The sequence below is a fragment of the Mesorhizobium huakuii genome, from assembly GCF_014189455.1.
Lineage (GTDB): Bacteria > Pseudomonadota > Alphaproteobacteria > Rhizobiales > Rhizobiaceae > Mesorhizobium > Mesorhizobium huakuii_A.
Window position 1 is genome coordinate 5,165,576 of sequence record NZ_CP050296.1, and the last position, 26,748, is coordinate 5,192,323.

The 26,748-nt window shown below is 61.9% G+C and carries 23 protein-coding genes, 1 tRNA gene and 2 pseudogenes; 9 read left to right on the plus strand and 17 right to left on the minus strand.

What is annotated here, in order from left to right:
* Positions 1 to 7: 7 nt before the first annotated feature.
* The 8 genes from HB778_RS24805 to HB778_RS24840 all read right to left on the minus strand — a co-directional run bounded on the left by HB778_RS24805 (position 8) and on the right by HB778_RS24840 (position 8,059).
* The gene (locus HB778_RS24805) at positions 8 to 505 is read right to left on the minus strand and encodes a Csu type fimbrial protein (RefSeq protein ID WP_183457765.1); all 498 of its coding nucleotides are present in this window, start codon (positions 503 to 505) and stop codon (positions 8 to 10) included.
* Positions 506 to 887: 382 nt separating this feature from the next.
* Positions 888 to 2,852 carry an acetyl/propionyl/methylcrotonyl-CoA carboxylase subunit alpha gene (locus tag HB778_RS24810; RefSeq protein ID WP_183457767.1) on the minus strand — a complete coding sequence of 655 codons (1,965 nt, stop codon included), beginning with the start codon at positions 2,850 to 2,852 and terminating at the stop codon, positions 888 to 890.
* Between the two features lie 321 nt (positions 2,853 to 3,173).
* Positions 3,174 to 3,440, minus strand: a complete 267-nt coding sequence (locus HB778_RS24815; protein WP_348524629.1) for a hypothetical protein — start codon at positions 3,438 to 3,440, stop codon at positions 3,174 to 3,176.
* A 231-nt stretch (positions 3,441 to 3,671) separates the two neighbouring features.
* Positions 3,672 to 4,202, minus strand: a complete 531-nt coding sequence (locus HB778_RS24820; protein ID WP_183457771.1) for an O-acetyl-ADP-ribose deacetylase — start codon at positions 4,200 to 4,202, stop codon at positions 3,672 to 3,674.
* Between the two features lies 1 nt (position 4,203).
* Complete coding sequence (locus tag HB778_RS24825; RefSeq protein WP_183457773.1) at positions 4,204 to 5,811, minus strand: carboxyl transferase domain-containing protein; 1,608 nt, start codon at positions 5,809 to 5,811, stop codon at positions 4,204 to 4,206.
* A gap of 2 nt (positions 5,812 to 5,813) precedes the next feature.
* Positions 5,814 to 6,977 carry an isovaleryl-CoA dehydrogenase gene (locus tag HB778_RS24830; RefSeq protein ID WP_183457775.1) on the minus strand — a complete coding sequence of 388 codons (1,164 nt, stop codon included), beginning with the start codon at positions 6,975 to 6,977 and terminating at the stop codon, positions 5,814 to 5,816.
* Between the two features lie 73 nt (positions 6,978 to 7,050).
* Positions 7,051 to 7,692: a TetR/AcrR family transcriptional regulator gene (locus tag HB778_RS24835; protein ID WP_183457777.1), complete on the minus strand. Its 642-nt coding sequence runs from the start codon at positions 7,690 to 7,692 to the stop codon at positions 7,051 to 7,053.
* Between the two features lie 82 nt (positions 7,693 to 7,774).
* On the minus strand, positions 7,775 to 8,059 hold the full coding sequence (locus tag HB778_RS24840; RefSeq protein ID WP_183457779.1) for an acylphosphatase: 285 nt from the start codon (positions 8,057 to 8,059) through the stop codon (positions 7,775 to 7,777).
* Between the two features lie 182 nt (positions 8,060 to 8,241).
* On the opposite strand from HB778_RS24840, the gene HB778_RS24845 reads away from it, so the two are divergent.
* Positions 8,242 to 8,772, plus strand: a complete 531-nt coding sequence (locus HB778_RS24845) for a MarR family winged helix-turn-helix transcriptional regulator (RefSeq protein ID WP_183457781.1) — start codon at positions 8,242 to 8,244, stop codon at positions 8,770 to 8,772.
* On the opposite strand, the gene HB778_RS24850 is transcribed toward HB778_RS24845, so the two are convergent.
* The 4 genes from HB778_RS24850 to HB778_RS24865 form a co-directional block, all read right to left on the minus strand.
* Positions 8,769 to 9,881 (minus strand): pyridoxal phosphate-dependent aminotransferase, encoded by a 1,113-nt coding sequence (locus tag HB778_RS24850; RefSeq protein ID WP_183457783.1) that lies wholly within the window; start codon positions 9,879 to 9,881, stop codon positions 8,769 to 8,771. The genes HB778_RS24845 and HB778_RS24850 overlap by 4 nt on opposite strands.
* A 371-nt stretch (positions 9,882 to 10,252) precedes the next feature.
* Complete coding sequence (locus HB778_RS24855) at positions 10,253 to 11,434, minus strand: porin (RefSeq protein ID WP_183457784.1); 1,182 nt, start codon at positions 11,432 to 11,434, stop codon at positions 10,253 to 10,255.
* Between the two features lie 97 nt (positions 11,435 to 11,531).
* The gene (locus HB778_RS24860; protein ID WP_183457785.1) at positions 11,532 to 11,783 is read right to left on the minus strand and encodes a GIY-YIG nuclease family protein; all 252 of its coding nucleotides are present in this window, start codon (positions 11,781 to 11,783) and stop codon (positions 11,532 to 11,534) included.
* 93 nt (positions 11,784 to 11,876) lie between these two features.
* Positions 11,877 to 11,967: transfer RNA gene (locus tag HB778_RS24865), tRNA-Ser, on the minus strand.
* Between the two features lie 450 nt (positions 11,968 to 12,417).
* Here HB778_RS24865 and HB778_RS24870 point away from each other — a divergent pair.
* Together HB778_RS24870 and HB778_RS24875 are read left to right on the plus strand one after the other, a co-directional pair.
* Positions 12,418 to 13,590, plus strand: a complete 1,173-nt coding sequence (locus tag HB778_RS24870; protein ID WP_183457786.1) for a porin — start codon at positions 12,418 to 12,420, stop codon at positions 13,588 to 13,590.
* Between the two features lie 241 nt (positions 13,591 to 13,831).
* Positions 13,832 to 14,907, plus strand: a pseudogene (locus tag HB778_RS24875) (tyrosine-type recombinase/integrase).
* 234 nt (positions 14,908 to 15,141) lie between these two features.
* On the opposite strand, the gene HB778_RS24880 reads toward HB778_RS24875, so the two are convergent.
* Together HB778_RS24880 and HB778_RS24885 are read right to left on the minus strand one after the other, a co-directional pair.
* Entirely contained in the window at positions 15,142 to 16,026 is an 885-nt protein-coding gene (locus tag HB778_RS24880; protein WP_183457787.1) for an alpha/beta fold hydrolase, read from the minus strand.
* A 108-nt stretch (positions 16,027 to 16,134) separates the two neighbouring features.
* Entirely contained in the window at positions 16,135 to 18,165 is a 2,031-nt protein-coding gene (locus HB778_RS24885) for a lytic transglycosylase domain-containing protein (protein WP_183457788.1), read from the minus strand.
* A gap of 410 nt (positions 18,166 to 18,575) precedes the next feature.
* Here HB778_RS24885 and dapA point away from each other — a divergent pair.
* The 3 genes and pseudogenes from dapA (at position 18,576) to HB778_RS24900 (ending at position 20,762) form a co-directional block, all read left to right on the plus strand.
* Positions 18,576 to 19,459 (plus strand): annotated as a pseudogene (gene dapA, locus HB778_RS24890) (4-hydroxy-tetrahydrodipicolinate synthase).
* 25 nt (positions 19,460 to 19,484) lie between these two features.
* A complete protein-coding gene (gene smpB / locus HB778_RS24895; protein WP_006202221.1) occupies positions 19,485 to 19,964 on the plus strand; it encodes an SsrA-binding protein SmpB in 480 nt (159 codons plus the stop codon).
* Positions 19,965 to 20,051: 87 nt separating this feature from the next.
* Positions 20,052 to 20,762, plus strand: a complete 711-nt coding sequence (locus HB778_RS24900) for a glycoside hydrolase family 25 protein (protein ID WP_183457789.1) — start codon at positions 20,052 to 20,054, stop codon at positions 20,760 to 20,762.
* Positions 20,763 to 20,915: 153 nt separating this feature from the next.
* Here the strand turns inward: HB778_RS24900 and HB778_RS24905 are convergent, their stop codons facing one another.
* The gene (locus HB778_RS24905) at positions 20,916 to 21,278 is read right to left on the minus strand and encodes a winged helix-turn-helix transcriptional regulator (protein ID WP_183457790.1); all 363 of its coding nucleotides are present in this window, start codon (positions 21,276 to 21,278) and stop codon (positions 20,916 to 20,918) included.
* Positions 21,279 to 21,388: 110 nt separating this feature from the next.
* Between HB778_RS24905 and HB778_RS24910 the strand changes: the two genes are divergently transcribed.
* The gene (locus tag HB778_RS24910; protein WP_183457791.1) at positions 21,389 to 22,402 is read left to right on the plus strand and encodes a zinc-binding alcohol dehydrogenase family protein; all 1,014 of its coding nucleotides are present in this window, start codon (positions 21,389 to 21,391) and stop codon (positions 22,400 to 22,402) included.
* Between the two features lie 7 nt (positions 22,403 to 22,409).
* Here the strand turns inward: HB778_RS24910 and HB778_RS24915 are convergent, their stop codons facing one another.
* Positions 22,410 to 23,066, minus strand: a complete 657-nt coding sequence (locus tag HB778_RS24915) for a uracil-DNA glycosylase (RefSeq protein WP_183457792.1) — start codon at positions 23,064 to 23,066, stop codon at positions 22,410 to 22,412.
* A gap of 11 nt (positions 23,067 to 23,077) precedes the next feature.
* Positions 23,078 to 23,659, minus strand: coding sequence for an NYN domain-containing protein (locus HB778_RS24920; protein WP_010915096.1), 582 nt, complete (start codon positions 23,657 to 23,659; stop codon positions 23,078 to 23,080).
* 324 nt (positions 23,660 to 23,983) lie between these two features.
* On the opposite strand from HB778_RS24920, the gene rpoZ reads away from it, so the two are divergent.
* Together rpoZ and HB778_RS24930 are read left to right on the plus strand one after the other, a co-directional pair.
* Positions 23,984 to 24,385: a DNA-directed RNA polymerase subunit omega gene (gene rpoZ, locus HB778_RS24925; protein ID WP_183457793.1), complete on the plus strand. Its 402-nt coding sequence runs from the start codon at positions 23,984 to 23,986 to the stop codon at positions 24,383 to 24,385.
* A 128-nt stretch (positions 24,386 to 24,513) separates the two neighbouring features.
* On the plus strand, positions 24,514 to 26,742 hold the full coding sequence (locus HB778_RS24930) for a RelA/SpoT family protein (protein ID WP_183457794.1): 2,229 nt from the start codon (positions 24,514 to 24,516) through the stop codon (positions 26,740 to 26,742).
* The last annotated feature ends 6 nt before the right edge of the window (positions 26,743 to 26,748 follow it).

Genomic DNA, 26,748 nt, shown 5'->3' on the forward strand with positions numbered 1-26,748 from the left:
AAGCAGCTTAGTAGGTGACGGTGATCGCAACCGTGTCTGTGTAGACACCCGCACCAGGCGTTGTTTGCGGCGGCACGCGGCCATAAACCGTAAGTGGTTGCGCGGCGCCATTACCGGTGCCTGCCACCGTGTCGGTGCCTATGGTGGTGCCCCATAGCTGGGCTCGCGCCACGTCGCGATAAAGCGAGTAGTTGACGACCGCGGCTGCTGGGCCGGTCATCTTGCGGACGGCGATCGTTGCCCCAGCGCCGACACCGGCGCCCAGGCCGACATTGTAGGGCGTACTGTTGGTGCATTGCACCGAAATGGTGCTGGTCTGGTCGACATTGGCGTCAATGACACCATTCGTGCCGAAATCCATATCGGTCGCGGTCTGGACCTTGCACTCCGCCTGAATGGTGATCCGGACTGTCATATTGCCGGAGGCGGTCGCTCCTTGTGCGGGACTGAACCACTGCAGTGCCAACGCGGTGGTCAAAGCGAGCGCTTTGATGGAAGTCTTCATGGGTTTTCCTCGAAAAGGCCCGCGTAAGGAAATCCGCCCGATCCCGTTAACGCCAGCCCATTATTTGCAGATATCAAACCCAGGGTAGGTATAGGCTATAAATAAACCCAAAGCAAATTTCAGGCCAGCGAATGGTAAAAAGGTCTTTGAGTAAAATATTATGTATGCTTTTTTCTATCCAATGGACCCTGAATAAGCCAAGAGCGAGATTGACAATATCGACATATAAAAAGGGGTTGCGTTTTATGTTTTATCGCGATTGGGCGCTGCCGGCGGCCATCTCGTCGCGGCCGCTTTCATTTTGGCAGGGCGCTTCCAATGCGCCTTGGGATGTCGCGATAGATCATTTCCGAAAACCGGATCCAGTTTTCGGGATCGAGCTCTACGCGTTCTGCTCCTCGACGAACCGCACCAGCACCGTCCCGTCGGTGACCTGTGCTCCCTCCACGGCGATCTCGGCAACCACCCCGTCATGCGGGGCGGCGATGGTGTGTTCCATCTTCATTGCCTCGAGGATCAGCAGCGCTTGTCCCTTGATCACCGCGTCGCCCTTGGCCACGCGCACCAGCTTGACCAGGCCCGGCATCGGCGCGCGCAGGCTGCCGGAGGCGGCAGCTGCGTCATCGCTGCGAGCCAACGGGTCCTGCACCGCGAATGTATAGCCGACGGCGCCTTCGAACACCGTGATGTGGCCCGGCCAGCGGGCGAGGCGGGGAACGGCGCGAAAATCATGTGCATTGGCGCTGTCATAGGGCGCACCGAGCGCCACCTGGAAGCGCCCGTCCGGCCGCACCGAAACCTTTGCCAAAATATCGGCCTCGCCGAACTTCAGCCCCGTGCGCCGCGCCACGCCGTGGAAATGCGCGTAGCCGGAAAGCGAAGACCATGGCTCGTTCGATGGCGGCAAAGCTTCTGCGCCGGAGGCGGCAAGGGCGGCAGCCGCGACGATTTCGCCGGTCGGCGGTGCGACCTCGGTCAGTGCCGCCTGATGTCTGCCGATCAGGCCGGTGTCGACGTCACCGGCGCAAAAGTCCGGATCGGCGGCAAGGGCGGCAAGAAAGGCGGTGTTGACGGTGGAGCCGGCGATCTCGGTTTGCGACAGGGCCGTGCCGAGGGCTTCCAGCGCTGACTGCCGGTCCTTTGCATGGACGACCAGCTTCGCGATCATCGGATCGTAATAGGGCGAGATGGCATCGCCGGCCCGTACACCGGTTTCGATGCGCATCGTCGCCGCGTCGGGTGCTGCTTCCGGAAATTTGATATGGTGCAGCGTGCCCGTTGCCGGCAGGAACCCTTTTGCCGCGTCCTCCGCATAGATGCGCGCCTCGAAGGCATGGCCGGCAAGCACGATCTCGGTCTGCGTCTTCGGCAGCTTTTCGCCGCTGGCGACCCGCAGCTGCCATTCGACCAGATCGGTGCCGGTGACCATTTCGGTGACGGGATGCTCGACCTGCAGGCGCGTGTTCATTTCCATGAACCAGAAGCGGTCGGCCTGGAGGCCTTGCGAGGCATCGACGATGAATTCGATGGTGCCCGCGCCGGAATAGTTGATCGCCTTGGCGGCCTTCACCGCCGCTTCCGTCATCGCCTTGCGCAAAGCCGGCGTCATGCCGGGGGCGGGCGCTTCCTCGATCACCTTCTGGTGGCGGCGCTGCGCCGAGCAGTCGCGTTCGAAGAGATGCACGGCATTGCCGAAATTGTCGCCGAACACCTGCACTTCGATGTGCCGGGGCTTGTCGACATATTTTTCGACCAGCACGCGGTCGTCGCCGAACGCGGCTTTCGCTTCGCGCCGGGCGCTAGACAGCGCTTCGGAGAAATCATCGGGATGCTCGACGCGCCGCATGCCCTTGCCGCCGCCGCCGGCGCGCGCCTTGATCAATACGGGATAACCGATTTCGCGTGCCTTGGACGCAAGCAGCACGATCTCCTGCGCCTCGCCATGATAGCCCGGCACCACCGGCACGCCGGCCTTTTCCATCAGCCGCTTGGCGGCGTCCTTGAGTCCCATGGCGCGGATCGAGGCCGCCGACGGGCCGATGAAGGTGAGTCCCGCTGCCACCACCTGGTCGACGAAATCAGGATTTTCCGACAGGAAGCCGTAACCGGGATGGATGGCCTGCGCCCCCGTCGAAAGCGCCGCCGCGACAATCTTGTCGCCACGCAGATAGCTCTCGCCGACTGGAGAGGCGCCGATATGAACAGCCTCGTCGGCCATTTCGACATGCAGCGATTTCGCGTCGGCATCCGAATAGACGGCGACGGTGCGCACACCAAGCTTGCGGGCCGTGCGGATCACACGACACGCGATCTCGCCCCGATTGGCGATCAGGATTTTGCTGAACATGGAGCCTCCATAGCCAGGGCTTGCTGAAAGCGATGCAGGCGTTCCTTCGCGCCCCCCTCTGTCCTGCCGGACATCTCCCCCACGAGGGGGGAGATTGGCAGCTGCAGCGCTGCCGCTCTTCTTTCAATGGTGGGAGTTGGCGATAGCCGAGGCGCCGATCGATCTCCCCCAAGCGGGGGAGATGTCCGGCAGGACAGAGGGGGGCGCTGTCCCGCAAACCTACATGGATAGGCTTTCCCCTCGCCGGATGCTGCTTTGCAGTCCGCCGCGCGTAGAGCACTCCCTTACCAAGGGAGTGCTCTACCAATGACGCCCGCCTGCCTACTTCGATGCCGAGATCGCGCAGCCGCCGCTTGCGGTCTTGACCTTCCACTTCGACAGGCCGGCCTGGCAGCCGCGCAGCGCCATTTCTTCCGCTGCCTTCTGGGACGGCGCGTTGAGCTTCGTGCCGCAGATGATGTAGAGGTCGACAACGCGCGAATAAAAGGTCGTGGCGTAGGCCGAATGACCGCTCGCCGCGACATAGGCCTTGTAGGCAACGTTGCATTCGCTCTTCGGATCCGAGCCCATGGTCGGCGGAAAACGCACGTCTCCCTTGCTGCCTGAAAGCGACCCGGCCTGGCTGTACCCTGTTGTCGAGAATATTAGAGGGAGGGAAAGTATCGAAGCGGCAGCTATCCGGCAATATTTCAGTTTCATTTCCACCCTGTCCCCATTGATCTGAACAGGGCGAGCAGTAGCGAATATTTTGCCCCGCCGCCAGTTCGTTGGCGGGGATTCGAGTTTGCCTATGCTGATGAATCGATTGGTCCATACAGTTCAGCCTTCCCCAAGCGCAGCAACGGTTCGTCGGTATAGTTGCGCCGTTTGCTCGTCGAAGCAGCAGAAGATGACGGTTTCGGGCATGTTTTTCTCTTCGACGACCATGCTGACCGTGCTGACGGCGATCTCGGTCGCCTCATCTTTCGGGTAGCGATAAACACCGGTCGAGATCGCCGGAAACGCCACCGTGCGGCAGCCATTGGCGGCCGCGAGTTCCAGCGACCTGCGATAGCAGGAGGCCAGCAGTTCGGCTTCGCCCTTGCCGCCGCCTAGCCAGACTGGTCCGACCGTGTGGATGATGTGCCGAGCCGGCAGTTTATAACCCTTGGTGATCTTGGCGTCGCCGACCTTGCATCCGTTCAGCATCCGGCATTCGAACTCGAGTTCGCGGCCCGCCGCGCGATGGATGGCGCCATCGACCCCGCCGCCGCCCAGCAGCGACGAATTGGCGGCATTGACGATGGCGTCGACATCCAGTTTCGTGATGTCGCCGATGTGGATGCGGAGCCTGTCCAGCGCCTTGCTCATCTCACATCCTGAACACGCCGAAGCGCGTGTCCTCGATTTCGGCGTTCAGCGCCGCGGACAGGCTGAGCGCCAGCACCTCGCGCGTCTTCGCCGGGTCGATGATGCCGTCATCCCAGAGGCGGGCGGACGAGTAGAGCGGATGGCCCTCATGCTCGTATTTCATCAGGATCGGCTTCTTGAATTTCGCCTCCTCCTCCGCGCTCCACTCCCCGCCCTTGCGCTCGATGCCTTCGCGCTTGACCATGGCAAGCACGGTCGCCGCCTGCTCGCCGCCCATCACCGAGATGCGGGCGTTCGGCCACATCCACAGGAAGCGCGGCGAATAGGCCCGGCCGCACATGCCGTAGTTGCCGGCACCGAACGAACCGCCGATGATGACGGTCACCTTCGGCACCCTGGCGGTGGCAACCGCCATCACCAGCTTGGCGCCGTCCTTGGCGATGCCGCCTGCCTCGTACTTCCGGCCGACCATGAAGCCGGTGATGTTCTGCAGGAAGACCAGCGGGATCCTGCGCTGGCAGCACAATTCGATGAAGTGCGCGCCCTTCAGCGCGCTTTCGGAGAACAGCACGCCGTTGTTGGCGATGATGCCGACCGGCATGCCGTGGAGATGGGCAAAGCCGGTAATCAGCGTTGTGCCGTAGTTCTGCTTGAACTCGTCGAATTCGGACCCGTCGACAAGGCGCGCGATCACCTCGCGCACATCATAGGGCTGGCGCAGATCGGTCGGCACGACGCCATAGAGTTCGTCCGCCGGATGAAGTGGCGGAATCGATCTCTGTAAGTTCAGACTTACGGTCTTGTTCCGATTTAGGTTTTTGACGATGCGACGGCAGATGGCGAGCGCATGTTCGTCGTCCATCGCATAGTGGTCGGCGACGCCGGAAAGCCGCGTATGCACATCCGCGCCACCCAGATCCTCGGCGCTGACATCCTCGCCGGTGGCCGCCTTCACCAGTGGCGGTCCGCCGAGGAAGATCGTCGCCTGGTTGCGCACCATGATCGTCTCGTCCGACATCGCCGGCACATAGGCGCCACCCGCGGTGCAGGACCCCATGACGCAGGCGATCTGCGGGATGCCGGCGGCGGACATGTTGGCCTGGTTGTAGAAGATGCGGCCGAAATGCTCGCGGTCGGGAAACACCTCGTCCTGGTTGGGCAGGTTGGCGCCGCCGCTGTCGACCAGGTAGATGCAGGGCAGATTGTTCTGCAGCGCGATCTCCTGGGCGCGCAGGTGCTTTTTCACCGTCAGCGGATAGTAGGTGCCACCCTTCACCGTGGCGTCGTTGACGACGATCATCACCTCGGTGCCCTCGACCCGGCCGACGCCGGCGATCATGCCGGCCGAGGAAATCTCCTCGCCATACATTGACCACGCCGCGAACTGGCCGATCTCGAGGAACGGCGAGCCGGTGTCGAGCAATTGCGCGAGCCGTTCGCGCGGCAACAGCTTGCCGCGGCCGACATGGCGCTCGCGTGCCTCCTCCGAGCCGCCGCGCTCAACGGTGGCAGCCTTTTCGGCGATATCAGCGACCAGTTCGCGCATGCGTTCGGCATTGGCGCGAAAGGTGTCGGAGGAGGGGGAGATCTGGGTTTGCAGGACGGCCATGCTCACACCCCCTCCGCCATGATCTCGCGGCCGATCAACCAGCGCCGGATTTCGCTGGTGCCGGCGCCGATCTCGTAGAGCTTGGCGTCGCGCAGCAAGCGGCCGGTCGGATAGTCGTTGATATAGCCATTGCCGCCCAGCAGCTGAAGCGCGTCGAGCGCCATCTGCGTCGCCTTCTCGGCGGCGAACAGCACGCAGCCGGCGGCATCCTTGCGGGTCGTCTGGCCGCGGTCGCAGGCGGCCGCGACGGCGTAGACGTAAGCGCGCGCGGCGTTCATCACCGTGTACATGTCGGCCAGCTTGCCTTGCACCAGCTGGAATTCGCCGATCGGCTGACCGAACTGCTTGCGGTCGTGCACATAGGGGATCGCCACATCGAGGCAGGCGGCCATCAGGCCGATCGGGCCGCCGGCAAGCACCGTGCGCTCGTAGTCGAGGCCCGACATCAGCACCTCGACGCCACGTCCTTCTTCATGCAGCACGTTGTCGAACGGCACCTCGACATCCTCGAACACCAACTCCCCGGTGTTGGAGCCGCGCATGCCGAGCTTGTCGAGTTTCTGCGCCACGGAGAATCCCGTCATCGCCTTCTCGACGATGAAAGCGGTGATGCCGCGCGATTTCCGCTCCGGATCGGTCTTGGCGTAGACGACCAGCGTATCGGCGTCCGGCCCGTTGGTGATCCACATCTTGGTGCCGTTGAGCACATAGCGGTCGTTGCGCTTTTCGGCACGCAGCTTGAGCGAGACGACGTCGGAGCCGGCGCCGGATTCCGACATCGCCAGCGCGCCAACGCGCTCGCCCGAACACAGCGGCGGCAGGAATCTTTCCTTCTGCGCCGGCGTTGCCCAGCGGTTGATCTGGTTGACGCAAAGATTGGAATGGGCGCCGTAGGAGAGGCCGACTGAAGCCGAGGCGCGGGAAATCTCTTCCACCGCGATCACATGGGCGAGGTAGCCCATGCCGCTGCCGCCGAAATCGGGATCGGCGATGATGCCGAGCAGGCCGAGTTCTCCGAGCTCGCGCCACAGATGCGCCGGAAATTCGTTCTGGCGATCGATGTCGCCGGCGATCGGCGCGATCCTGTCCTGGGCGAAGCGCCGCACCAGGTCGCGCAACGCCTCGATGTCCTCGTCATGCCCGAAGCTGAGCGTGTTCGTGTACATGGCGTTCCTCCTGCCGCATGACCCCGAAAATCGACTTCGATTTTCGGAAAGGATCATGCGCAAAATTCAAGTGCTACAGCGTCCTTTGCACGTCCGAGGGGCGTGCGGCGCTGTAGGTATCCATCCTCGCGCCAACCAGGCGCATTGTCATCGAAAGATATGTCGCTGTTACTTCAGGAACCGACAGCCGCTCGCCAGGGCGATACCAGACGATGACGCCGGTCATCATCTGGATTAGCGCCATGGCCGTCAGGCCGGTGTCCTCGATGCTGAAGGCGCCGGTCTCGGCGCCATCGCGCAAGATGGTGCGCAGTTCCTTTTCGTAGGCCGTGCGCATGCGCAGCATTTGTGTCAGCCTGTCGGGCGACAGGCTGCGCAATTCCATGTTCGACACATGCGTGGCGTGCCGGCGCTCGATGTGGAAAGCGATATGGTTGCGCACATAGGCCGCAAGCTGCTCTGTCGGATCGGCGCCGGTTGGCCTGATATGTTCCCAGGCCTCGCGAAGCCCTTCCATGTGCTCGCGCATCAGGGTGAACAGCAGGTCTTCCTTGGTTGGGAAATAGCGGTAGAGCGCGGCCGCCTGCACGCCGACCTCGGCGGCCAGCTGGCGCATCGACATGGCCTCGTAGCCGTGGCGCGCGATCAAATTGACCGCCGCTTCGCGGACCGCCGCTTCAGTTCGCCCGCCGTCGGATCCTGTGGTGCGCGCCATGATCACCTCGTTAAGGCGAAGATAATAAAACGAACGTTCAATTAATTCAAGGGCATCCGATGAATTCAAGACGCGCATGCACCTATGCGACGATCCTGAAGTCTCCAGGCGCGGTCCAGGTCTCGAACTCCTCCACGTCGACCCGTGAGACCGAAGCGCCTGCCGGGCCTTGCCAGAGCCGTTCGATCATGGCCGAAACCGCCGCGTCGGCGCCGGCAAGCCATGCCGTCACCGAGCCGTCTCTTTCGTTGCGCACCCAGCCCACCAGCCCAAGCCCGGCCGCTTCGCCTCTCGCCCAGATCCTGTAGCCGACGCCTTGCACTCTGCCGTGTATGCGGGCCTGCACTGCCCGTTTCCGATCGTTCATCGCTCGCTCCCTTGCACAGAGTCTGGCGCAGGATCGAACGAAGGCAACTGGCTTGAACGGAGGATGCTATCAAATTGAGTCATCGCTTGTCCTGAGATAGATGACTTGCGCCAATAAATAATTGACTAAGTCAACTTTTTCGCGATGATCCGGCAGCATGGAAATTGTCTGGGACGCTTGACATGCCAACCGATCGGAATGCCTTGGTCCGCGACCTCAGGTGCTTCAACCGGTTCTATACCGGCCTGATCGGGCTTCTCGACGAAACTTTGACGCACAGTGCCTATACGTTGACCGAGGCGCGGGTGCTGTTCGAACTGGGCCGTCGGCCCGGCTATATTGCGACCAGCCCTGGCGGCAAGGCAGGCTTTCTCGCACGGGCGCTTCAGATCGATTTCGGACCGGCAGCGTCCGACATTGCCCGGGAGCTCCAGCTGGATCCTGCCTATGTCACGAGAATCCTTCGAAAATTCTCTTCCGCCGGCCTGATCGAAACGCTCCCCGGCTCCGATGCTCTGCGCCGGCGTGTCCTTGCGCTCACCGTCCGCGGTGAGGCCGCGCTTGCCGCACTCCAGGCGGCGGCGGATCGCGATCTTACCCGCCTGACCGCGGGCCTGGGCGACGAGGAGGCCGCCGAGTTGTCGGATATGCTGGCACGCGTCAGGGATCTGCTAGGCGGAGCGCCGGCATCCGAACGCCGCGAAATTGGCTAGTTCCCTCGCGCCGCCGCCAAGGCGCCGGGCAATTCCTCGGCAAAAATGTCCAGCTCGTGGTCGAGGCCGACGCTGACGCGGACGCAGCGGTCGAGCCCTGGCGCCATCGGCTTGCGGATGAACACATCGCGCGACAGCAGCCCCTGCAGCACTTTCAGCGCGAAGGCACCATCATGGCCACAATCGATGGTGACGAAATTGGTCGCCGAGGCCAGCGGCTGCAACCCGTTCTGCTCGGCGATCGCCGCGATGCGCCGGCGCCCGGCAGCCACCCGCGCCACCACCGTCTCGAGATAGGCCCGGTCGGCAAGCGCCTCGACGCCGGCGATCTGCGCCATGCGGCTGACGCCATAGTGGTTGCGGATCTTCTCGAAGTCGCGGATCACCTGGGTCTCCGCAATCGCATAGCCGCAGCGTATGCCGGCAAGCCCGTAAGCCTTTGAAAAGGTTCGCATGCGGATGACATTCGGCCGCGAGACATCGATCGGCGGCAAAGCCGAGGCCGGCCCCAATTCGCCATAGGCCTCGTCGAGCACCAGCATGGTGGTCTGCGGCAACGCTTCGATGAAGCGGATCACCTCGTCCGCTTCCCACCAACTGCCCATCGGATTGTCCGGGTTGGACAGATAGACCAACGGTGCCTTCTCCTTGACGACAGCCGCGAGCAAACCATCCAGACTTTCGTGGTCGTTCACGTAGGGGACGGCCACCAGCCGCCCGCCGACGCCGGCAACATGGAAGTTGAAGGTCGGATAGGCGCCGAGCGAGGTCACCACCGCATCGCCAGGCGCCACATACATGCGCGCCACCAGGCTGAGCAGGCCATCGATGCCTTCGCCGACAACGACATTCTCGATTGCCACGCCGTGATGCGCGGCCGCCGCCACCTTCAACTCGTAATTATCGGGATCGCAATACATCCACTGGTCGCGCGCAACGCGCTCCATGCGGGCGATGACGCGTGGCGAAGGGCCAAAACTGCTTTCATTGGCGCCGATGCGGGCACGAAAAGCCCGCCCGCGCTCGCGCTCCTGTGCTTCCGGGCCGACAAACGGCACGGTTGAGGGGAGTGCTGCAATGATCGGCGAGAGGGCAGGGCGCTGACGCATGGTGGGAGCTCGCTTGGAAAGGGAGTTTCTTGCTAGCGTGGCGGGGGGTGGTGCAAGTCCGGAGGAGGCGTCGGCAGGGAATGCGATGTGTCCTTGGAGGTCAGCATCACGTCGGATTTGCCGGATTCTCCCGCCCCTTTTGCCGGCGAGACAAGATGGGCAGCCGCTCGCCTGGTCAATGTACCTGAAGGTCCCAACCCTCGGCCAAGACGGTAGGGGCGAAGGCCGCACCACCAAGGCGTTCTTCGACTGCCCCGCTTCACATTTATTCTCCCCGATATCCATGCCACCATCTGATGGTCGAGGGTCGTGCCGGCAACGAAAACCCGGCGGTTGCCCGCCGGGTTTCTTGTCTCCGAAAGTATCTGGTCTTAGAAGTCGCGCTGGAAGCGGATGATACCGCCGACGCTGTTCTTCTTGGTGGCGCCGGTCCAGTTCGAGTTGTCGGCCTCGTCGAACTTGCCGTCGTGAAGGTAGTCAACTTCGCCGGTGACCGTGAAGCCCGGAACGAGAGTGTAGGCAACGTTCGCCGCGACCCCGTAATTCTTCCACTGATCACCCGACACCTGGAGATTGAACGAGGTCTTCTCGTTGAACTTGTAGGTGCCGCCGGCCCAGAATGCCCAATTGCCGCCCCACTGTTTGTAGAAGCCGCGGCCGCCCGCGGGGCTACCAACGATGAAACCGCCGCTATCGCGATTAACATCATTGAGCTTGCCGTCAGAGCCGTAACCACCGATGACGAACAGCGACAGTTCGTTGGAGACGTTGACGTCCAAGCGAATCTTGCCGGCCACCGACTCATAGTTGCTGTCATAAGCAACGACGCCGCTGATGCCGCCCCAGCCCTGCGTCCACTTCACGCCGCCGACGACATGCGGAACATAGCTATCAATCGTGCCCACGCCGTAGAAGCCAGGAGTGCCGCCGCCCGCACCTTCTTCCAGCGAAACCACGGCCGAGAAACCGTTGCCGGCGTCGAAGTAATACTGGATCTCGTTCGTCTGGAAATCGCCATAAGGAACCAGCGTATCGTTGATGACGTTGCCGGCGTAGCCGATGAACGTATCGAAGGCCGATTCGTCGAGACCAACGCGCAGACCGCCGAGCTGCACCCAGGCGAAGTGCAAGTCGAAGTCCTTGTTGCCGGCGGAATTGACATCGTCATCAGCGTTATGATTACCGAAATTCATGCGCATTTCGGTGTAGGTCTTCAACGTGCCGAGCTCGGTTTCCTGGCCGGTCCAGGTCTTCAGCGTGAAGCGGGTGTTCTTGAACCAGGTGCCCTGGTCCTTGCCGCTCGTCACGTCACCAGTGCGAGCACCATCGAACGAGCCGATATCGCCGCCGGCGGCATCGTAACGGACATAGCCGCCGATGCGCAGGCAGGTCTCGGTGCCGGGGATGTAGAAGTAGCCAGCGCCGTAGACGTCGCAGATCTTGACGTATTCAGCGGGTTCCGGCTCGGCGACGACGACGGCGTCGGCGGCGCGCGCACCGGAAACTGCGATCAGGGCCGCAGCGGAGCCGAGAAGAAGGCTCTTGATGTTCATTTTCTGACCTCCAGTCAGAATCGAGATCGGAGGTCAGCGAAAAGCAGATCGGATGGCCGTTTCTCGTTTTATCTCAGATAGATAGCGTCATGGGCCATCAGTGGGGCTCAGATCGCCAAAATCGCTTGCTCGCAAAAGCCTTGCCCGATCCGGTCTTGAAATATCGCTCGAGCTGCCGTGCATTGGCCTCGGTTTCGACCGCAATATACGTCTTCAAGGCGACAGGCAGATGAGCCTTGGTCGAAGTCACATAGCCCGACTGATGTGATTCGAACCGGCGTCGAAGGTCGTTTGTCGACCCAACATAGACGTCACCATTATGGAGCTGCAGGAAATAAACGTACCACATAGTCCCCCTACGCTACTTCGTAGCTTCGGGCGACACCCCACGCCCAAATGCGGCTTCGGGTGGCCTGCCACCCGAAGCCCGCAGGGCGTAGGGTGGCGGAGAGGATGGGATTCGAACCCACGAGAAGCTTTTGACCTCTACTCCCTTAGCAGGGGAGCGCCTTCGACCACTCGGCCACCTCTCCGTTGCGCCGCTGGATAAAGAAAAGCGCCGGCACAATCAACAAGCCCGCGTCATTATATGGAAAAATAACGGCGCACCGAACCGCGGCTTTCCCAGGTGCGGCGGTTCTGCGGCAATTCCCGGGCCGGTGACTCGCGGCCTTGCCATGATTCCGTCGGCCGGTTGCCGGATTCGGCTGGAAATAGGCCGCTGCGGCGGAGCCAATGGTTAACGAGAGCTTTCTGAGTGAGGCCAAATCGTGTCATTTGTGCAACAACGCTGGGGGATAGCAGCCGAACAGCCCTTTCGCAGGTACGATCGTGGTTGAACGCCGCCGCCTCATGGGTAATGTCGAATTCGAAGGAGCGGCGCGGTGCGCATCTTTTTCGGTAGTGGGGATGGGGCAGGGAACGCTGTCCTTCAGCAAAGAATACCCAGACCCGTTTTTTAACTTTTGACTGGAGGTCAGAAAATGAACATCAAGAGCCTTCTTCTCGGCTCCGCTGCGGCCCTGATCGCAGTTTCCGGTGCGCGCGCCGCCGACGCCGTCGTCGTCGCCGAGCCGGAACCCGCTGAATACGTCAAGATTTGCGACGTCTACGGCGCTGGCTACTTCTACATCCCCGGCACCGAAACCTGCCTGCGCATCGGCGGCTATGTCCGTTACGACATCGGCGGCGGCGACATCGGTTCGTTTGACGGTGCGACAAGCGCCGATCACAGGGATGGTAGCAGCAACGACACCTGGTTCAAGAAGGCCCGCTTCACGTTGAAGACCTGGACTGGCCAGGAAACCGAACTCGGTACCTTGAAGACCTACACCGAAGTCCGCTGGAACTTCGCCAACCATCAGTCCGACTTGGGTGCTGACCCTGACGGCCCCGGTCCGCTCACCAACTCGCTCAATGAGGCCGGCAACAGCACCTCGCTGAACTTCGCCTGGATCCAGCTCGGTGGTCTCCGCGTCGGTAAGGACGAATCGGCCTTCAATACGTTCATCGGCTACGCCGGCAACGTCATCCAGGATACGCTGGTTCCGTATGGTGATTTCGACACCAACGTCATCCAGTACTACTTCGACGCTGGCAACGGCTTCTCGGCCGTGGTCTCGCTCGAAGAGGGCTCCGGTTTCCATACGATCGACAGCTACGTTCCGCATGTCGTCGGTGGCGTGAAGTGGACTCAGGGCTGGGGCGCGATCACCGGCGTTGTGTCATACGACAGCAACTACGAAGAAGTGGCCGGCAAGGTTCGCTTGGACGTGAACGTCAACGACGCCATCCAGCTGTGGGTCATGGGCGGTTACGGCTCCGACAGCAACCTCTCCGACGATGCCGGCAATGCGTTCGACGCGCACGGCCGCGGCTTCTACAAGCAGTGGGGCGGCAACTGGGCAGTGTGGGGCGGTGGCACCTACAAGTTCAACGAGAAGACCTCGTTCAACGCCCAGATTTCGTATGACGAGTGGAAGAATCTCGGCGTCGCCGCGAACATCGCCTACGACATCGTTCCCGGCATGACGATCACGGCCGAAGTCGACTACCTCAATGCAGGCAAGTTCGACGACGCCGACTTCTCCAACTGGACCGGTGCAACCAAGAAGAGCAGCGTCGGCGGTCTCCTCCGCTTCCAGCGCTCCTTCTAAGGGCTGGTTCCTTACAGGTGAAATCCAGCCCGGGCGCACAAACGCCCGGGCTGTTTTTGTTTCGTGACTGGGTCAACGCAACAGAAGGAACAGGGGGAATCGGTAGCTGAATAAATCCGCGGGACGATGTCGTGGGATCCGTTGATGGGCGGATGGGATCACAACCGCGTGATTAAAATCTCTTGAAAGGACGCTTCCAAGCGGATAGGGCTGATCTATCCACTCGGGGGTGTGATCAATTATGACCAACGAAGCGATTCAAGAGGGTAGCCCCCGGATCCGTTTTCGATGTTTTCTTCTCAGAACTCAAAGATCAAGTACACCTACAACAAGATAAGAGAAGTAAAATCGTACAGGGTCGGAGAGCTTTTTTCAGCTTACCGGGATATACTTTGGGATGATGGGCGGCATAAATACAATGTCAGCTCTTTCATCGGCGAGATAGACGAGATCCTCCTTGGGGAGCGTTTCAGCGCCTTTGACCAAAGTACCCTTGATAACCTTATCGGCACCTTGCGCCAGCGCGGCAACAGCAATGCAACCATCAATCGAAAGATGGCTGCCCTCAGCAAACTGCTGCGCAAGGCTTACAAGATGGGAGATATCCACAGCCTGCCCGAGTTCCGCCGCCAGAAGGAGCGGGCGGGGCGGATTCGCTTCCTCGAGAGGGAGGAAGAGGCAAGGCTGTTCGCTGCCATCAGAAGCCGCAGCGAGGATGCCTACAGGCTTTCGGTTTTCCTGGTCGACACCGGATGCCGCCTTGGCGAAGCACTCGGACTGATCTGGAATGACATCCAGGAACATCGCGTCTCCTTCTGGATCACCAAATCCGGCCGCAGCCGCACCATTCCGATGACCGAGCGGGTCAAGGAAGTCATCAAACTGCCTCCGACCGAAGGCCGCCGGCCCAAAGGCCCGTTCACCAAACTTAGCCAGGCACAGTTCCGTGCGATCTGGAACGAGGCGAAAGCCGAAGTTGGCCTTGGCGCCGACGATCAGGTCGTGCCGCACATCCTGCGCCACACCTGCGCCTCGCGCCTTGTCCAGGGCGGCATCGACATCAGGCGCGTGCAGATGTGGCTTGGTCACCAGACCTTGTCGATGACCATGCGCTATGCCCATCTGGCCACCAACGATCTCGATGGCTGCGTCGTGGTGCTGGAAACGCCGAGAAGCGAAGAGTCGCCGCGCGGTGCCGAAAGCTCGGTGTTTTCGTCTCCATTGACCGCGGCTTCGACGCCAAAGCGGGGCCAGACAGGCGAGGCGGCCGCGGCGAAGCCGGCCAAAGCGTCCGGGAAAAGCTCGAAGGCTAAATAGTTCCCCTGGCTGCATATACTGTCATGATGATCCCAGGACCAGATCTGGTCTTGGGGTTTACTTTGTTTGGTCCAGAGCATGATGCCGAAAGTGTGAAGCGGCTTTCGGACGACATCATGCTCCAACTCCAATGCATATCGTCTAGAAGTGACCTCGGTTTTGGGAGAACGACATGCATAGAACAAAGACCTAGACTAAAGCGCGTCGCATAGATCCGTTCAGACGCGACGAGCCTTAGCGCTCAGCCCGATCAAGGAAGGCCGCTATATCGGCGGGCAGGTTGCCGGTTTCGAGGAATGGCGCGTGACCTTGGCTGTCGACCGTGATCGTTTCCATCGCCGTGTGGTGCTCACGCATCTGCCGCATGGTGTCCGCGGAGAGCACTCGCGAATTGGCGCCGCGGATGGTGAGCAAGGGAATGGCCGCCAGTGCCTCGAATTGCGGCCACAAGGCGGGCAATGGCTGCGACAGGTCGATATTGGCAACCGTGTCGACCAGTTTCGGGTCAAAATCCGGCAACAGCCCTTGATCCGTGTCGCGGTAGAGCGCCGACACCATCCGTGTCCAGTCGGCGTCGGTGAGCATGGGAAAATCCTTGCCGTGAACGCTGCGCTGGGCATCCACCGCCTCGGTGAAGGTTCTCGGCTTCGGCGCTCGTTCGAGATAGGACTGGATGTGGGCGAGACCGGCCGGCGCGATCACCGGCCCGATATCGTTGAGAACAATGGCTTTCAGCGCGGCCGGCCGCAAGGCGCCAAGCACATGGATGATCAACCCGCCGCGTGAGGTGCCGATGAAAGCCGCCTCCTCGATGCCGAGTGCGGCCAGTCCGGCAAGGATGTCGCCAGCCTCGACGCCGACATTATAGTGGCTGACATCGGGATCGTGGGCCGATTGTCCGCGTCCGCGATAGTCGAAGGCAACCACCTGGCGCGCTACCGGAGATCGCGTCGAAAGATACAGTGCCAGCTCATGAAAATCCCGTGCGTTGCGGGTCAGGCCAGGCAGGCAGACGACCGGCCAGTGTCCGGAATTCGCTTCGCCATAGACGCGCGCATGAAGTCTCAGTCCATCCGGCGCGCTGTAGAAGCAGTCGGAAAAAACTTCGGTGCTCGACATCTGAAATGACTCCCTGGCCGGATCGTCTCCGACTGCTACAGACGAGGGCAGGGATGGTCAAATGAAGGTCTTCCCTTCTCCCACAAGGGGAGAAAGGACAAAAAGGCCTCAGCTGCGCCCGTTCACCAGGTCGCCGACAATGTCGTATTTGCCGGAAATGCGCATCTTGTAGACCTCGTAATTCTCCATCACGCGCTGCACGTAACTTCTTGTTTCCGTGTAGGGAATCCGCTCGATCCAGTCGACCACCGCATCGATGTCCTTGCCGCGTGGGTCGCCGTATTTCGCCACCCACTGGCTGGCCCGGTTGGGGCCGGCATTGTAGCCGGCGAAGGTCAGCACATAGGAGCCGTTGAAGCGATCGAGCTGCTCGCCAAGGAAGGCTGAACCGAGTGTCGCGTTATAGCCGGCGTCGGTGGTCAGGCGTGCCTGCGAAAACTGCAATCCGGCCTTCTTCGCCAATTGCTTGGCGGTTCCCGGCATCAGCTGCAGCAGCCCGCGCGCGCCGGCACTTGATACGGCGCCGACATTGAACTCGCTCTCTTGCCGGGCGATTGCATAGGCCAGTGCCTTGCCCGAGCCGGAAATATTGGCCGAATCAGGGATGACGCCGAGCGGATGCGACAGCGCGCCGACATCGATGCCGCGTGCCCCGGCGATCTTGCCGACCTTCAACGCCATGAAGTGGTTGTCCTGCTTTTCGGCAAGGACAGCGAGCAGCGCCAGTTCGCCCGGGCTGGTCAACTGCCCGGCAAGGTCGCGATAGAGCGTTTCGGCATAGCGATCATAGCCTGCCTCCTGCAGCCGCTTGATGGCGCTGACGGCTTCGCGGCCGGCAAAATTCTGCCGGTCGGCGGCACTGGGCGTGGGATAGACGATGTTGAGTGCCTGCCGGCCGACACGTTCGGCGGCAAGCTGGCCGTAAAAGGTCGTGCCGTAAGTGGCGGCGCGCCCAAAATAGTCCTTGGCATTGCCGGGGCCGCCGACTTCCGCGGCACGGCCGAGCCAGTAATAGGCACGCGACAGGGTCATCGGCCCCTGGGCAAGATCGGCGATGCGCGAAAAATGCGTTGCGGCGAGCTTGGGGTCGTTGAGGCCGCGCAACGCGTACCAGCCGGCATGGAACTCGGCCTCCGCTGCATTGGCGGCACTTTCGGTGGCATGCGTGGCGACAATTTTATACGCCGTCTTCATGTCGCCCTGGTCGACCAATTCGCGCGACAGCACTCGGCGCTCGACCCACCAGGCGTCCGGATCGACCAGAGCCTCGCGGTCCGTCGGCGCCTTCATCACGACGGCGGCGGCGCCGGCAAAGTCCTCCTGTTTGCGCAGGTATTCTGCCTGCGCGAAGAAATAGCCGGCCGAACGCTGGGATGCCGGCACCGCCTTCAGCTGTTTCAGCGCATTCTTGTCGCCTCTGTCGGCCGCGGCCCAGGCCTCGGCAAACTGTTGGGCGCCGGCAAGGCCAGCGACGCGCAGCGCGGAATTCACCCGATCGGCATAGAACATACGGTCCATGCGAAAACGGTGGTCGGCGGCAGGGATCAGACTGCCGAATTCCTTGATCAGCGCCGTCTCGTCCTTGGCTTCCAGGATCGTGGAGCGCCAGAACGGCGACAGCACCGAGCGTGCCGCCTTGACATTGTTCGTCGCCACATAGGCGCGGGCGAGAACCATGACGCCTTCGAATGTCTGCGGCTGGCTGCCGTCGAATGCCGCAATGACGATGTCGGGGGCGGGGTTCTCGCTATAGAGCGCCCGCTCGCTGTTCTTGCGCAAGGCAATTGTGCCCGGCCAGTTGGGCAGCATCTTCGCAGCGGCGGCAATGTCGCCGCTCGGCACCTTGTCGCCGCCGTAAAGCGCGATCGCCCAGGCCAGTATATGCTGGTCGAGCGATTGAGCGGGAAGCGTGTCACGCACGCCACGGGCGGTAGGAATGTCTCCGGCCGCCAGTGCATCCAGCCCGCTTTTCAACAGCGCAACGCTGAGCGAGGGGGCCTGCTGCGCATTGTCCTGCGGGCTCGGCATCGGGATCGCCGAGGTGACCCGCGCATCGACGCTGCCGCTGATCGCCACGCCGGGCATCAGCGCGGCGATGGCGCCAAGCAGCGCGAAGAGGTGGGGCCGACGGGTCGGCATGATCTCGTGTCTTTCCCCTAATCCAGCATTCTACCAGCCGGCGAAGATGCCTCGAAGCCTAAACTTAGGTCGTGAAGGGCTCGTAAACAAAGAGTTATCGAGGCCGTTCGAATTGCGCTTGCTGGCACCATGGCAATGCTTGCCGCGCAACCATGTCGAGACTATGGTGCGCCGCTTCGCTTTCGGTTAGAAGGCGCGCACGACGAAAACACCAATGCATGTCGTCCAAAAGTGGATACCGGCTTTGGGCAACGACATGCATAAACCAAAGATGCATGTCGCCCAAAAGTGGATACCGGTTTTGGGGACAACGACACGCATAAACCAAAGATGCATGTCGCCCAAAAGTGGATGCCGGTTTTGGGGACAACGACATGCATAAACAAGGAAGTCCCAAGGAGTTGGACGACATGCTGAGAGGCTCGCTTACTGCGCTCGTGACACCGTTCGAAAAGAGCGGGCGTTTCGACGAGAAAGCCTTTCGCGCGTTTGTCGAATGGCAGCTCGCAGAAGGCACGACAGGCTTGGTTCCCGTGGGCACGACCGGCGAGTCGCCGACGCTGTCGCACGATGAGCACCGCCATGTCGTCAAGGTCTGCATCGAGGTGGCCAAGGGCCGCGCTCCGGTCGTCGCCGGCGCCGGTTCCAACAACACCGCGGAAGCCGTCGGCCTCGTGCAATACGCCGAAAAAGGCCGGCGCCGATGCCGCCCTGGTCGTCACCCCCCTATTACAACAAGCCAACGCAGCGCGGCCTCTACGAGCATTTCGCTGCCGTCGCCAGGGCGACCAAGCTGCCGATCATCATCTATAACATCCCGCCGCGCTCGGTGATCGACATGATGCCGGAGACGATGGGCCGGCTGGCGCACGACTTCAAGAACATCGTCGGCGTCAAGGATGCCACCGGAAAGGTCGAGCGTGTGTCCGAGCAACGCATGACCTGCGGCAAGGACTTCATCCAGCTTTCCGGCGAGGATGCCTCGGCGCTCGGCTTCAACGCCCATGGCGGTGTCGGCTGCATCTCGGTGACGTCGAATGTCGCCCCGCGGCTCTGCGCCGAATTCCAGGAAGCGACGCTGTCCGGCGACAGTGCCAAGGCGCTCGAGCTGCAGGACCGTCTCTTGCCGCTGCACAAGGCGATCTTCCTGGAGCCCGGCGTGTCCGGCGCCAAATACGCGCTGTCGAAGCTCGGTAAGGTCGAGAATGTGCTGCGGTCGCCGCTTGTCACGGTCGAGGAGTCGACCGCCGCGAAGATCGATGCGGCGATGAAGCACGCCGGCTTGATTAATTGAGGATGAGGCGCCACCTCTCCACATCATGAATCAAGTCAGAAAAGCCGATCCCAACAACAAGACCGTTGCGGAAAACCGCAAGGCGCGGTTTTCCTATGAGGTGCTCGACACGATCGAGGCCGGCTTGGTGCTGACCGGCACCGAGGTCAAGTCGCTGCGCCAGGGCCAGGCCAACATCCAGGACAGCTATGCCTCGGTGGAGGGCGGCGAGATCTGGCTGATCAATTCCTACCTGCCGGAATATCTGCAGGCCAACCGCTTCAACCACGAGCCCAGGCGACGCCGCAAACTCCTGCTCAACAAGCGCGAGATGGCCAAGCTGTCGCAGAGCGTCGACCGTGAAGGCATGACGCTGGTGCCGCTAAAAATCTATTTCAACGACCAGGGCCGCGCCAAGCTCTTGCTCGCCGTCGGCCGCGGCAAGAAGCTGCACGACAAGCGCGAAACCGAGAAGCAGCGCGACTGGTCGCGTGAGAAGGGCCGACTCTTGAAGGAGCGCGGGTGAGGAACATCGCGCGGTAGCCCTAGAAAAGCCTGCTTGGCTTTCAAGTTTCGTGCAAGCGCGGTCGGCAGATGCCAGAGGGGGGCAGCCTTGAAGAACCGGATCATCCTCTGGGGATCGGTCACTTTGGTTTTTGCAGCGCTGGCCGTGGCCGGTGGCTTCATCTACTTCCACACCTATTCTCCCGACCGTGGCAAATATCCGGTCAGGGGCATCGACGTCTCCCATCATCAGGGCCAGATCGACTGGCAACGCGTTGCTGCCGACGATGTCGCCTTCGCCGTCATCAAGGCGACCGAGGGCGGCGATCATGTCGATCGCGCCTTTGCCACCAATCTGCGTGAGGCTCGTGCGGCTGGCATCGCTGTCGGCGCCTATCATTTCTTCACCTTTTGCCGGCCCGGCGCCGACCAGGCGAAGAATTTCATCTCGGTCGTGCCGCAAGATCAGCCCTTGCTGCCGCCGGTCGTCGACGTCGAGTTCGGCGGCAACTGTCCGCAACGTCCATCGCCCGAACAGTTGAATGCCGAACTCCAGGCTTTCCTTGGCCCCGTCGAGGCGGCGTTCGGCAAGACGGCAATCGTCTATCTGACCGATGAGGCTGAGGCCGCCTATGCCGGACAGATCGCCGCTCGCCCGCTCTGGCTTCGCTCGCTGCTGATGGAGCCGGACCGCCACGACTGGATCTATTGGCAATACCACAACAGGGGGCGCGTGGACGGTATTGTGGGTGACGTCGACCTCAACGTTTTGCAGGGCGGGCCGGAGAAATTGGCGGCGCTGTTTGCATCAGCACATTGAGGTCTTCCGGCCGACGCGATCAGGGCCACATGCCCGAATCAGTTTCTTCGAAAATCGAACTATGCTGTTGCAAATATTGACGATCCGGCTGCTGCCGGCATCGTCAAACCACGTGGTTGCACGTCCCGCCATTGCTGAGCAGCTGCCGCCGCTTCAAGCCGCGGCCTGGGATATCTCCGGCGCTAGCGTCACGTTCGCATCGCCCCACGCTTTCAACGCTGTGATCACCGGTTCCAGGCTCCTGCCGCGCGGCGTCAGGCTGTACTCCACCTTCGGCGGCACTTCCGGATAGATCTTGCGGGCAATCAGTCCATCGGCTTCTAGTTCGCGCAACTGGTTGGTCAGCATGCGCTGCGTGCAGTTTGGAATGCGCCGACGGATCTCGTTGAAACGCAGCGTGCCCTCGAACAGATGGTAGAGCACGACACCTTTCCACTTTCCGTCGATATAACGGAGCGTTCCCTCGACAGTGCAGCCGGGGCTGCAGTCGAATCGCTCATGGCGAATGCGCGGCATAACGGTATCCTTTTCGAGACTATGTGCTTTATATGTGCATTCTTGCGCTTCGCGTACATAATCCGCATCTCAGCCCCACACAACGCTCAACAGCAATCGCGGAGACCAGAATGCGCGCCGTCGGCTATCAAATCCCAGCCCCCATCACCGATGAGGCCTCCCTTGTCGACATCGACCTGCCCAAGCCGGAGCCGAAAGGCCGTCAACTGCTGGTCGAGGTGAAGGCAATTTCGGTCAATCCGGTCGACACCAAAATCCGGAAAAGTGCCAAACCCGAAGCGGGAGCGTGGCGGGTGCTTGGTTGGGACGCCGCCGGTCGGGTCGCGGCGACAGGTTCCGATGCCAGCCTGTTCAAGCCTGGTGACGATGTCTTCTATTCCGGTGCGCTCGCGCCGCAAGGCACCAATGCCGAGTTCCACCTTGTCGATGAGCGTCTTGTCGGCCGCAAGCCAGGCTCGCTCGACTATGCGCCGGCGGCGGCGCTGCCGCTGACGGCCATCACCGCCTTTGAGGCGCTGTTCGACCGCCTTGACGTGAAGAAACCGGTCGTGGGCGCCGCGAATGCCATCGTGATCATCGGCGGCGCCGGTGGCGTCGGCTCGATTGCGGTCCAGCTCGCGCGCCAACTGACCGACCTGACGGTGATCGCCACCGCGTCAAGGCCAGAGACACGCGACTGGGTGCTGGATCTTGGCGCCCATCATGTCGTCGATCATTCCAAGCCGTTGGCTGCCGAGGTCGCTGCCCTCGGCATCGGCGCACCAGCCTTCGTGTTCTCGACGACCAACACCGACCGGCACCTGGCCGAGATCGCCGAATTGATCGCGCCGCAAGGCCGATTCGGGTTGATCGACGATCCCCAGACGCTCGATATCAATCCGTTCAAGCGCAAGAGCGTTTCGGTGCATTGGGAACTGATGTTCACCCGCTCGCTGTATGAGACGCAGGACATGGCCGCGCAGGGCGAGCATCTGAACGAGCTGTCGCGGCTTGTCGACGCCGGCACCATCCGCACCACCCTGGGCGAGACGTTCGGTCCGATCAATGCCGCCAATCTGAAGCGCGCCCATGCGCTGATCGAGACCGGCAAGGCGAAGGGCAAGATCGTGCTGGAAGGGTTCTGAACAAGCGTTATTTCCGCAGGAACGCCGCGATCTGGCCGAACACGTTGACGAACATTTCCTCCGTCAAGACACCGGTGTTGGTGTTGTAGCGCGAGCAGTGATAGCTCGAAAACAGCGTGATGCCGCCGGCCGGCAATTGCCCGCCATGTTTGAACGGATGGGCGGCAACGCGCCCGCCGAGCGCGCGCACGGTGGACTGGTGCGCGATCGATCCCAGCGCCAGCACGGCGCGCAGGTTTGGGAAGCGGGCGATCGTCGGCACCAGGAATGTCCGGCAGGTGGAGATTTCGGCGCCGACCGGCTTGTTCTCCGGCGGCACGCAGCGCACGGCATTGGTGATTGCCGTGCCGACGAGCTCCAGCCCGTCATCTGGCCGCGCTTTGAACTCGCCACGAGCAAAGCCGTGCGCGATTAGCGTCGAGTAGAGCAGATCGCCGGCATAGTCGCCGGTGAAGGGACGCCCGGTGCGATTGGCGCCGCGCAGGCCGGGCGCCAGCCCGACGATCAGAAGCTGGACGGTATCCTCGCCGCCCAATGGCAGGAAGGTCGGCACCGGTGCGTTGAACCAGGACGGCTCGCGCTGCCGCCACTGCGCAATGAAATCATGCAGCCGCGGGCAGAGCGGGCAGTCGCGGTTCGGTTCGGCAGCCGGAAGGGCGGTCAAGGCGACCGGCCTCAGTAATCGTCCTCGTCGACTTCAGCCGGTTCGGGCCGGCGCACGGGCCGCTCGGAAGGATCACGGCCGACCTCGTTCTTCAGCGTCGTCAGGTCGATGAAATGGTCGGCCTGGCGGCGCAGATCGTCCGAGATCATCGGCGGCTGCGAGGCCATGGTCGAGACGATTGACACTTTGCGGCCACGCCGCTGCAGTGCCTCGACCAGCGTGCGGAAGTCGCCGTCGCCAGAGAAGATGACATAGTGATCGACGACATCGGCGAGTTCCAGCGCATCGACGGTGAGCTCGATGTCCATATTGCCCTTGATCTTGCGGCGGCCGGTCGAGTCGGTGAATTCCTTGGCCGGCTTGGTCACCACCTTGAAGCCGTTGTAATCGAGCCAGTCGATCAGCGGGCGGATCGAGGAGTATTCCTGATCCTCGACCAGCGCGGTGTAATAATAGGCGCGCAAGAGATAGCCGCGCTTCTGGAAGCTCGACAAGAGCTTGCGATAGTCGATATCGAAGCCGAGCGCCCGCGACGTCGCATAGAGATTGGCGCCGTCGATGAACAGGGCGATTTTTTCACGAGGGTCGAACATGGAAAATATTCCTTTTCGAAAAATGCGGCCGTCTAAACGAAATGCGGTAGCGACTATCGGTCAGGCTCATAATAAACCGGCTGACCTTGTCCATCCGAGATAACGCCAGTTTGCTGGCAATCCAAGGCGAGATGGGGCAATGCAAGCAATTGTGATCGCGGCGTCGGACGCCATGGGCACAACGGCGTTTGCTTCAATCGGGTGTTTGACCACAGGATTGCGTGTCCTGCAGCGCCGACTTTGGCATGATGCTTGTATTTTGGCGGCGTTCGGGTTATGGACCGCGCCTGTTTCCATCAAATCCAGGCATGAAAGGGGCAGTCCATGGCCCGCGTAACCGTTGAAGATTGCATCGACAAGGTCGACAACCGCTTCGAGCTGGTGCTTTTGGCCGGCCACCGTGCTCGCCAGATCAGCCAGGGCGCGCAGATTACCGTTCCTCGCGACAACGACAAGAACCCGGTCATCGCACTGCGCGAGATCGCCGACGAGACGCTGTCGCCCGACGACCTCAAGGAAGATCTGATCCATTCGCTGCAGAAGCATGTCGAGGTCGACGAGCCCGAAGCCGATGGCGAGGTGATCGCCGACCAGACCGGCGCCGCCGTTGCGGCCGCCGACACCGATGACGCCGAGGAGAATGTCACGTTCGATCGGATGACCGAGGAAGACCTGCTCGCCGGCATCGAGGGTCTGGTTCCCCCGGAAAAGAGCGACGACTACTAAGCGAGCGCTCTGGACCTGCCCGGAATACGTTTCCGGCACTTCCGTCCAGTCAGTTTCGTGGCTATCTATGAGATGCGCCGTACGCTAGTGCGGCGCATCAATCATTTCAGCACCGCGAGATTCCGCCCATGATGCGTCAGTATGAGCTTGTCGAGCGCGTCCAGCGCTACAAGCCTGACGTCAACGAGGCGTTGCTCAACAAGGCCTATGTCTATGCCATGCAGAAGCATGGCCACCAGAAGCGCGCTTCCGGCGACCCCTATTTCTCGCATCCGCTCGAAGTCGCCGCCATCCTCACCGAAATGCACATGGATGAGGCGACGATCGCTGTCGCCCTGCTGCACGACACCATCGAGGACACGACCGCGACGCGGGCCGAGATCGACGATCTGTTCGGTCCTGAAATGGGCAAGCTGGTCGAGGGCCTGACCAAGCTGAAGAAGCTCGATCTCGTCTCCAAGAAGGCCGAGCAGGCGGAGAACCTGCGCAAGCTGCTGCTGGCGATCTCGGAAGATGTGCGCGTGCTGCTGGTCAAGCTCGCCGACCGCTTGCACAACATGCGCACCCTCGACCACATGCCCGAGGCCAAACGCTTGCGCATCGCCGAGGAGACGATGGACATCTACGCGCCGCTGGCCGGGCGCATGGGCATGCAAGGCATGCGCGAGGAGCTGGAAGAGATCGCTTTCCGCTTCATCAATCCGGAAGCCTACCGCGCCGTCACCGCGCGGCTTGCCGAGATTTTCGAGCGCAACAAGGACGTGCTGACCGACATTGAAAAGGCGCTGTCGGCGCTGTTTGAAAAGCATGCCATCAACGCCAGCGTGAAAAGTCGGCAGAAGAAGCCCTGGTCGGTGTTCCGCAAGATGGAAGCCAAGGCGCTGTCCTTCGAGCAGCTGTCCGATATTTTCGGCTTCCGCGTCGTCGTCGATACGGTCGAAGACTGCTATCGCGCGCTCGGCGCCATCCACACCACATGGTCGATGGTTCCTGGCCGCTTCAAGGACTACATCTCGACGCCGAAGCAGAACGACTATCGCTCGATCCACACCACCATCGTCGGGCCGTCGCGCCAGCGCGTCGAACTGCAGATCCGCACCCGCGAGATGAACAAGATCGCCGAATACGGCGTCGCGGCGCATTCGATCTACAAGGACACCGGCGGCAAGACGAACGGCGCGGCCCATGCGATCTCGAAGGAAACCAATGCCTATGCCTGGCTGCGGCGTACCATCGAGCAGCTCGCCGAGGGCGACAATCCCGAGGATTTCCTCGAAAACACCAAGCTCGAACTGTTCCAGGACCAGGTGTTCTGCTTCACGCCGAAAGGCATGCTGATTGCTCTGCCGCGCGGCGCCACGCCCATCGATTTCGCCTATGCGGTGCACACCGATGTCGGCGACACCTGCGTCGGCGCCAAGGTCAACGGCCGCATCATGCCGCTGATGACGGAACTGAAGAATGGTGACGAGGTCGAGATCATCCGTTCCAAGGCGCAGGTGCCGCCGGCCGCTTGGGAATCGGTCGTCGTCACCGGCAAGGCGCGCGCCGCCATCCGCCGGGCCACCAAGAACGCCATCCGCAAGCAGTATTCGGGCCTCGGCGCGCGCATTCTGGAGCGCGCTTTCGAGCGGGCCGGCAAGAGTTTCACCAAGGAGAGCCTGAAGCCGGTGCTGCACCGGCTGGCGCGCAAGGATATCGAGGACGTGCTGGCGTCGGTCGGCCGTGGCGAACTGGCCTCAACCGACGTCATGAAGGCGGTCTTCCCAGACTACAAGGACGAGCGTGTCACGCCAGCAGCGCCCAAGCAGCGCGAGGAGGGCTGGTCGAAGATCCGCAACGCCGCCGGCATGCTGTTCCAGATTCCGGGCCGCGCCGCGCGCAAGGACAAGGACCAGCCGCGCGACGGCGCCGTGCCGATCCGCGGTGTGCGCGGCGACCTGCCGGTGCGCTTCGCGCCGGAAGGCGCGGTGCCGGGCGACCGTATCGTCGGCATTGTCCAGCCGGGCACCGGCATCACCATCTATCCGATCCAGTCGCCGGCGCTGCAGGCTTTCGACGACCAGCCGGAGCGCTGGATCGACGTGCGTTGGGACATTGACGAACGCACCAAGGAACGCTTTCCGGCGCGTGTCTCAGTCACCGCCATCAATGCGCCGGGGTCGCTCGCCGACATCGCCCAGGTCGTTGCGTCCAACGACGCCAACATCCATACGCTGTCAATGGTGCGCACCGCGCCCGATTTCACCGAAATGCTGATCGATCTCGAGGTCTGGGATCTGAAGCATCTCAACCGGCTGCTGTCGCAGCTCAAGGACAATTCGAGCGTCAGCGACGCACGGCGCGTGAATGGCTGACATGGC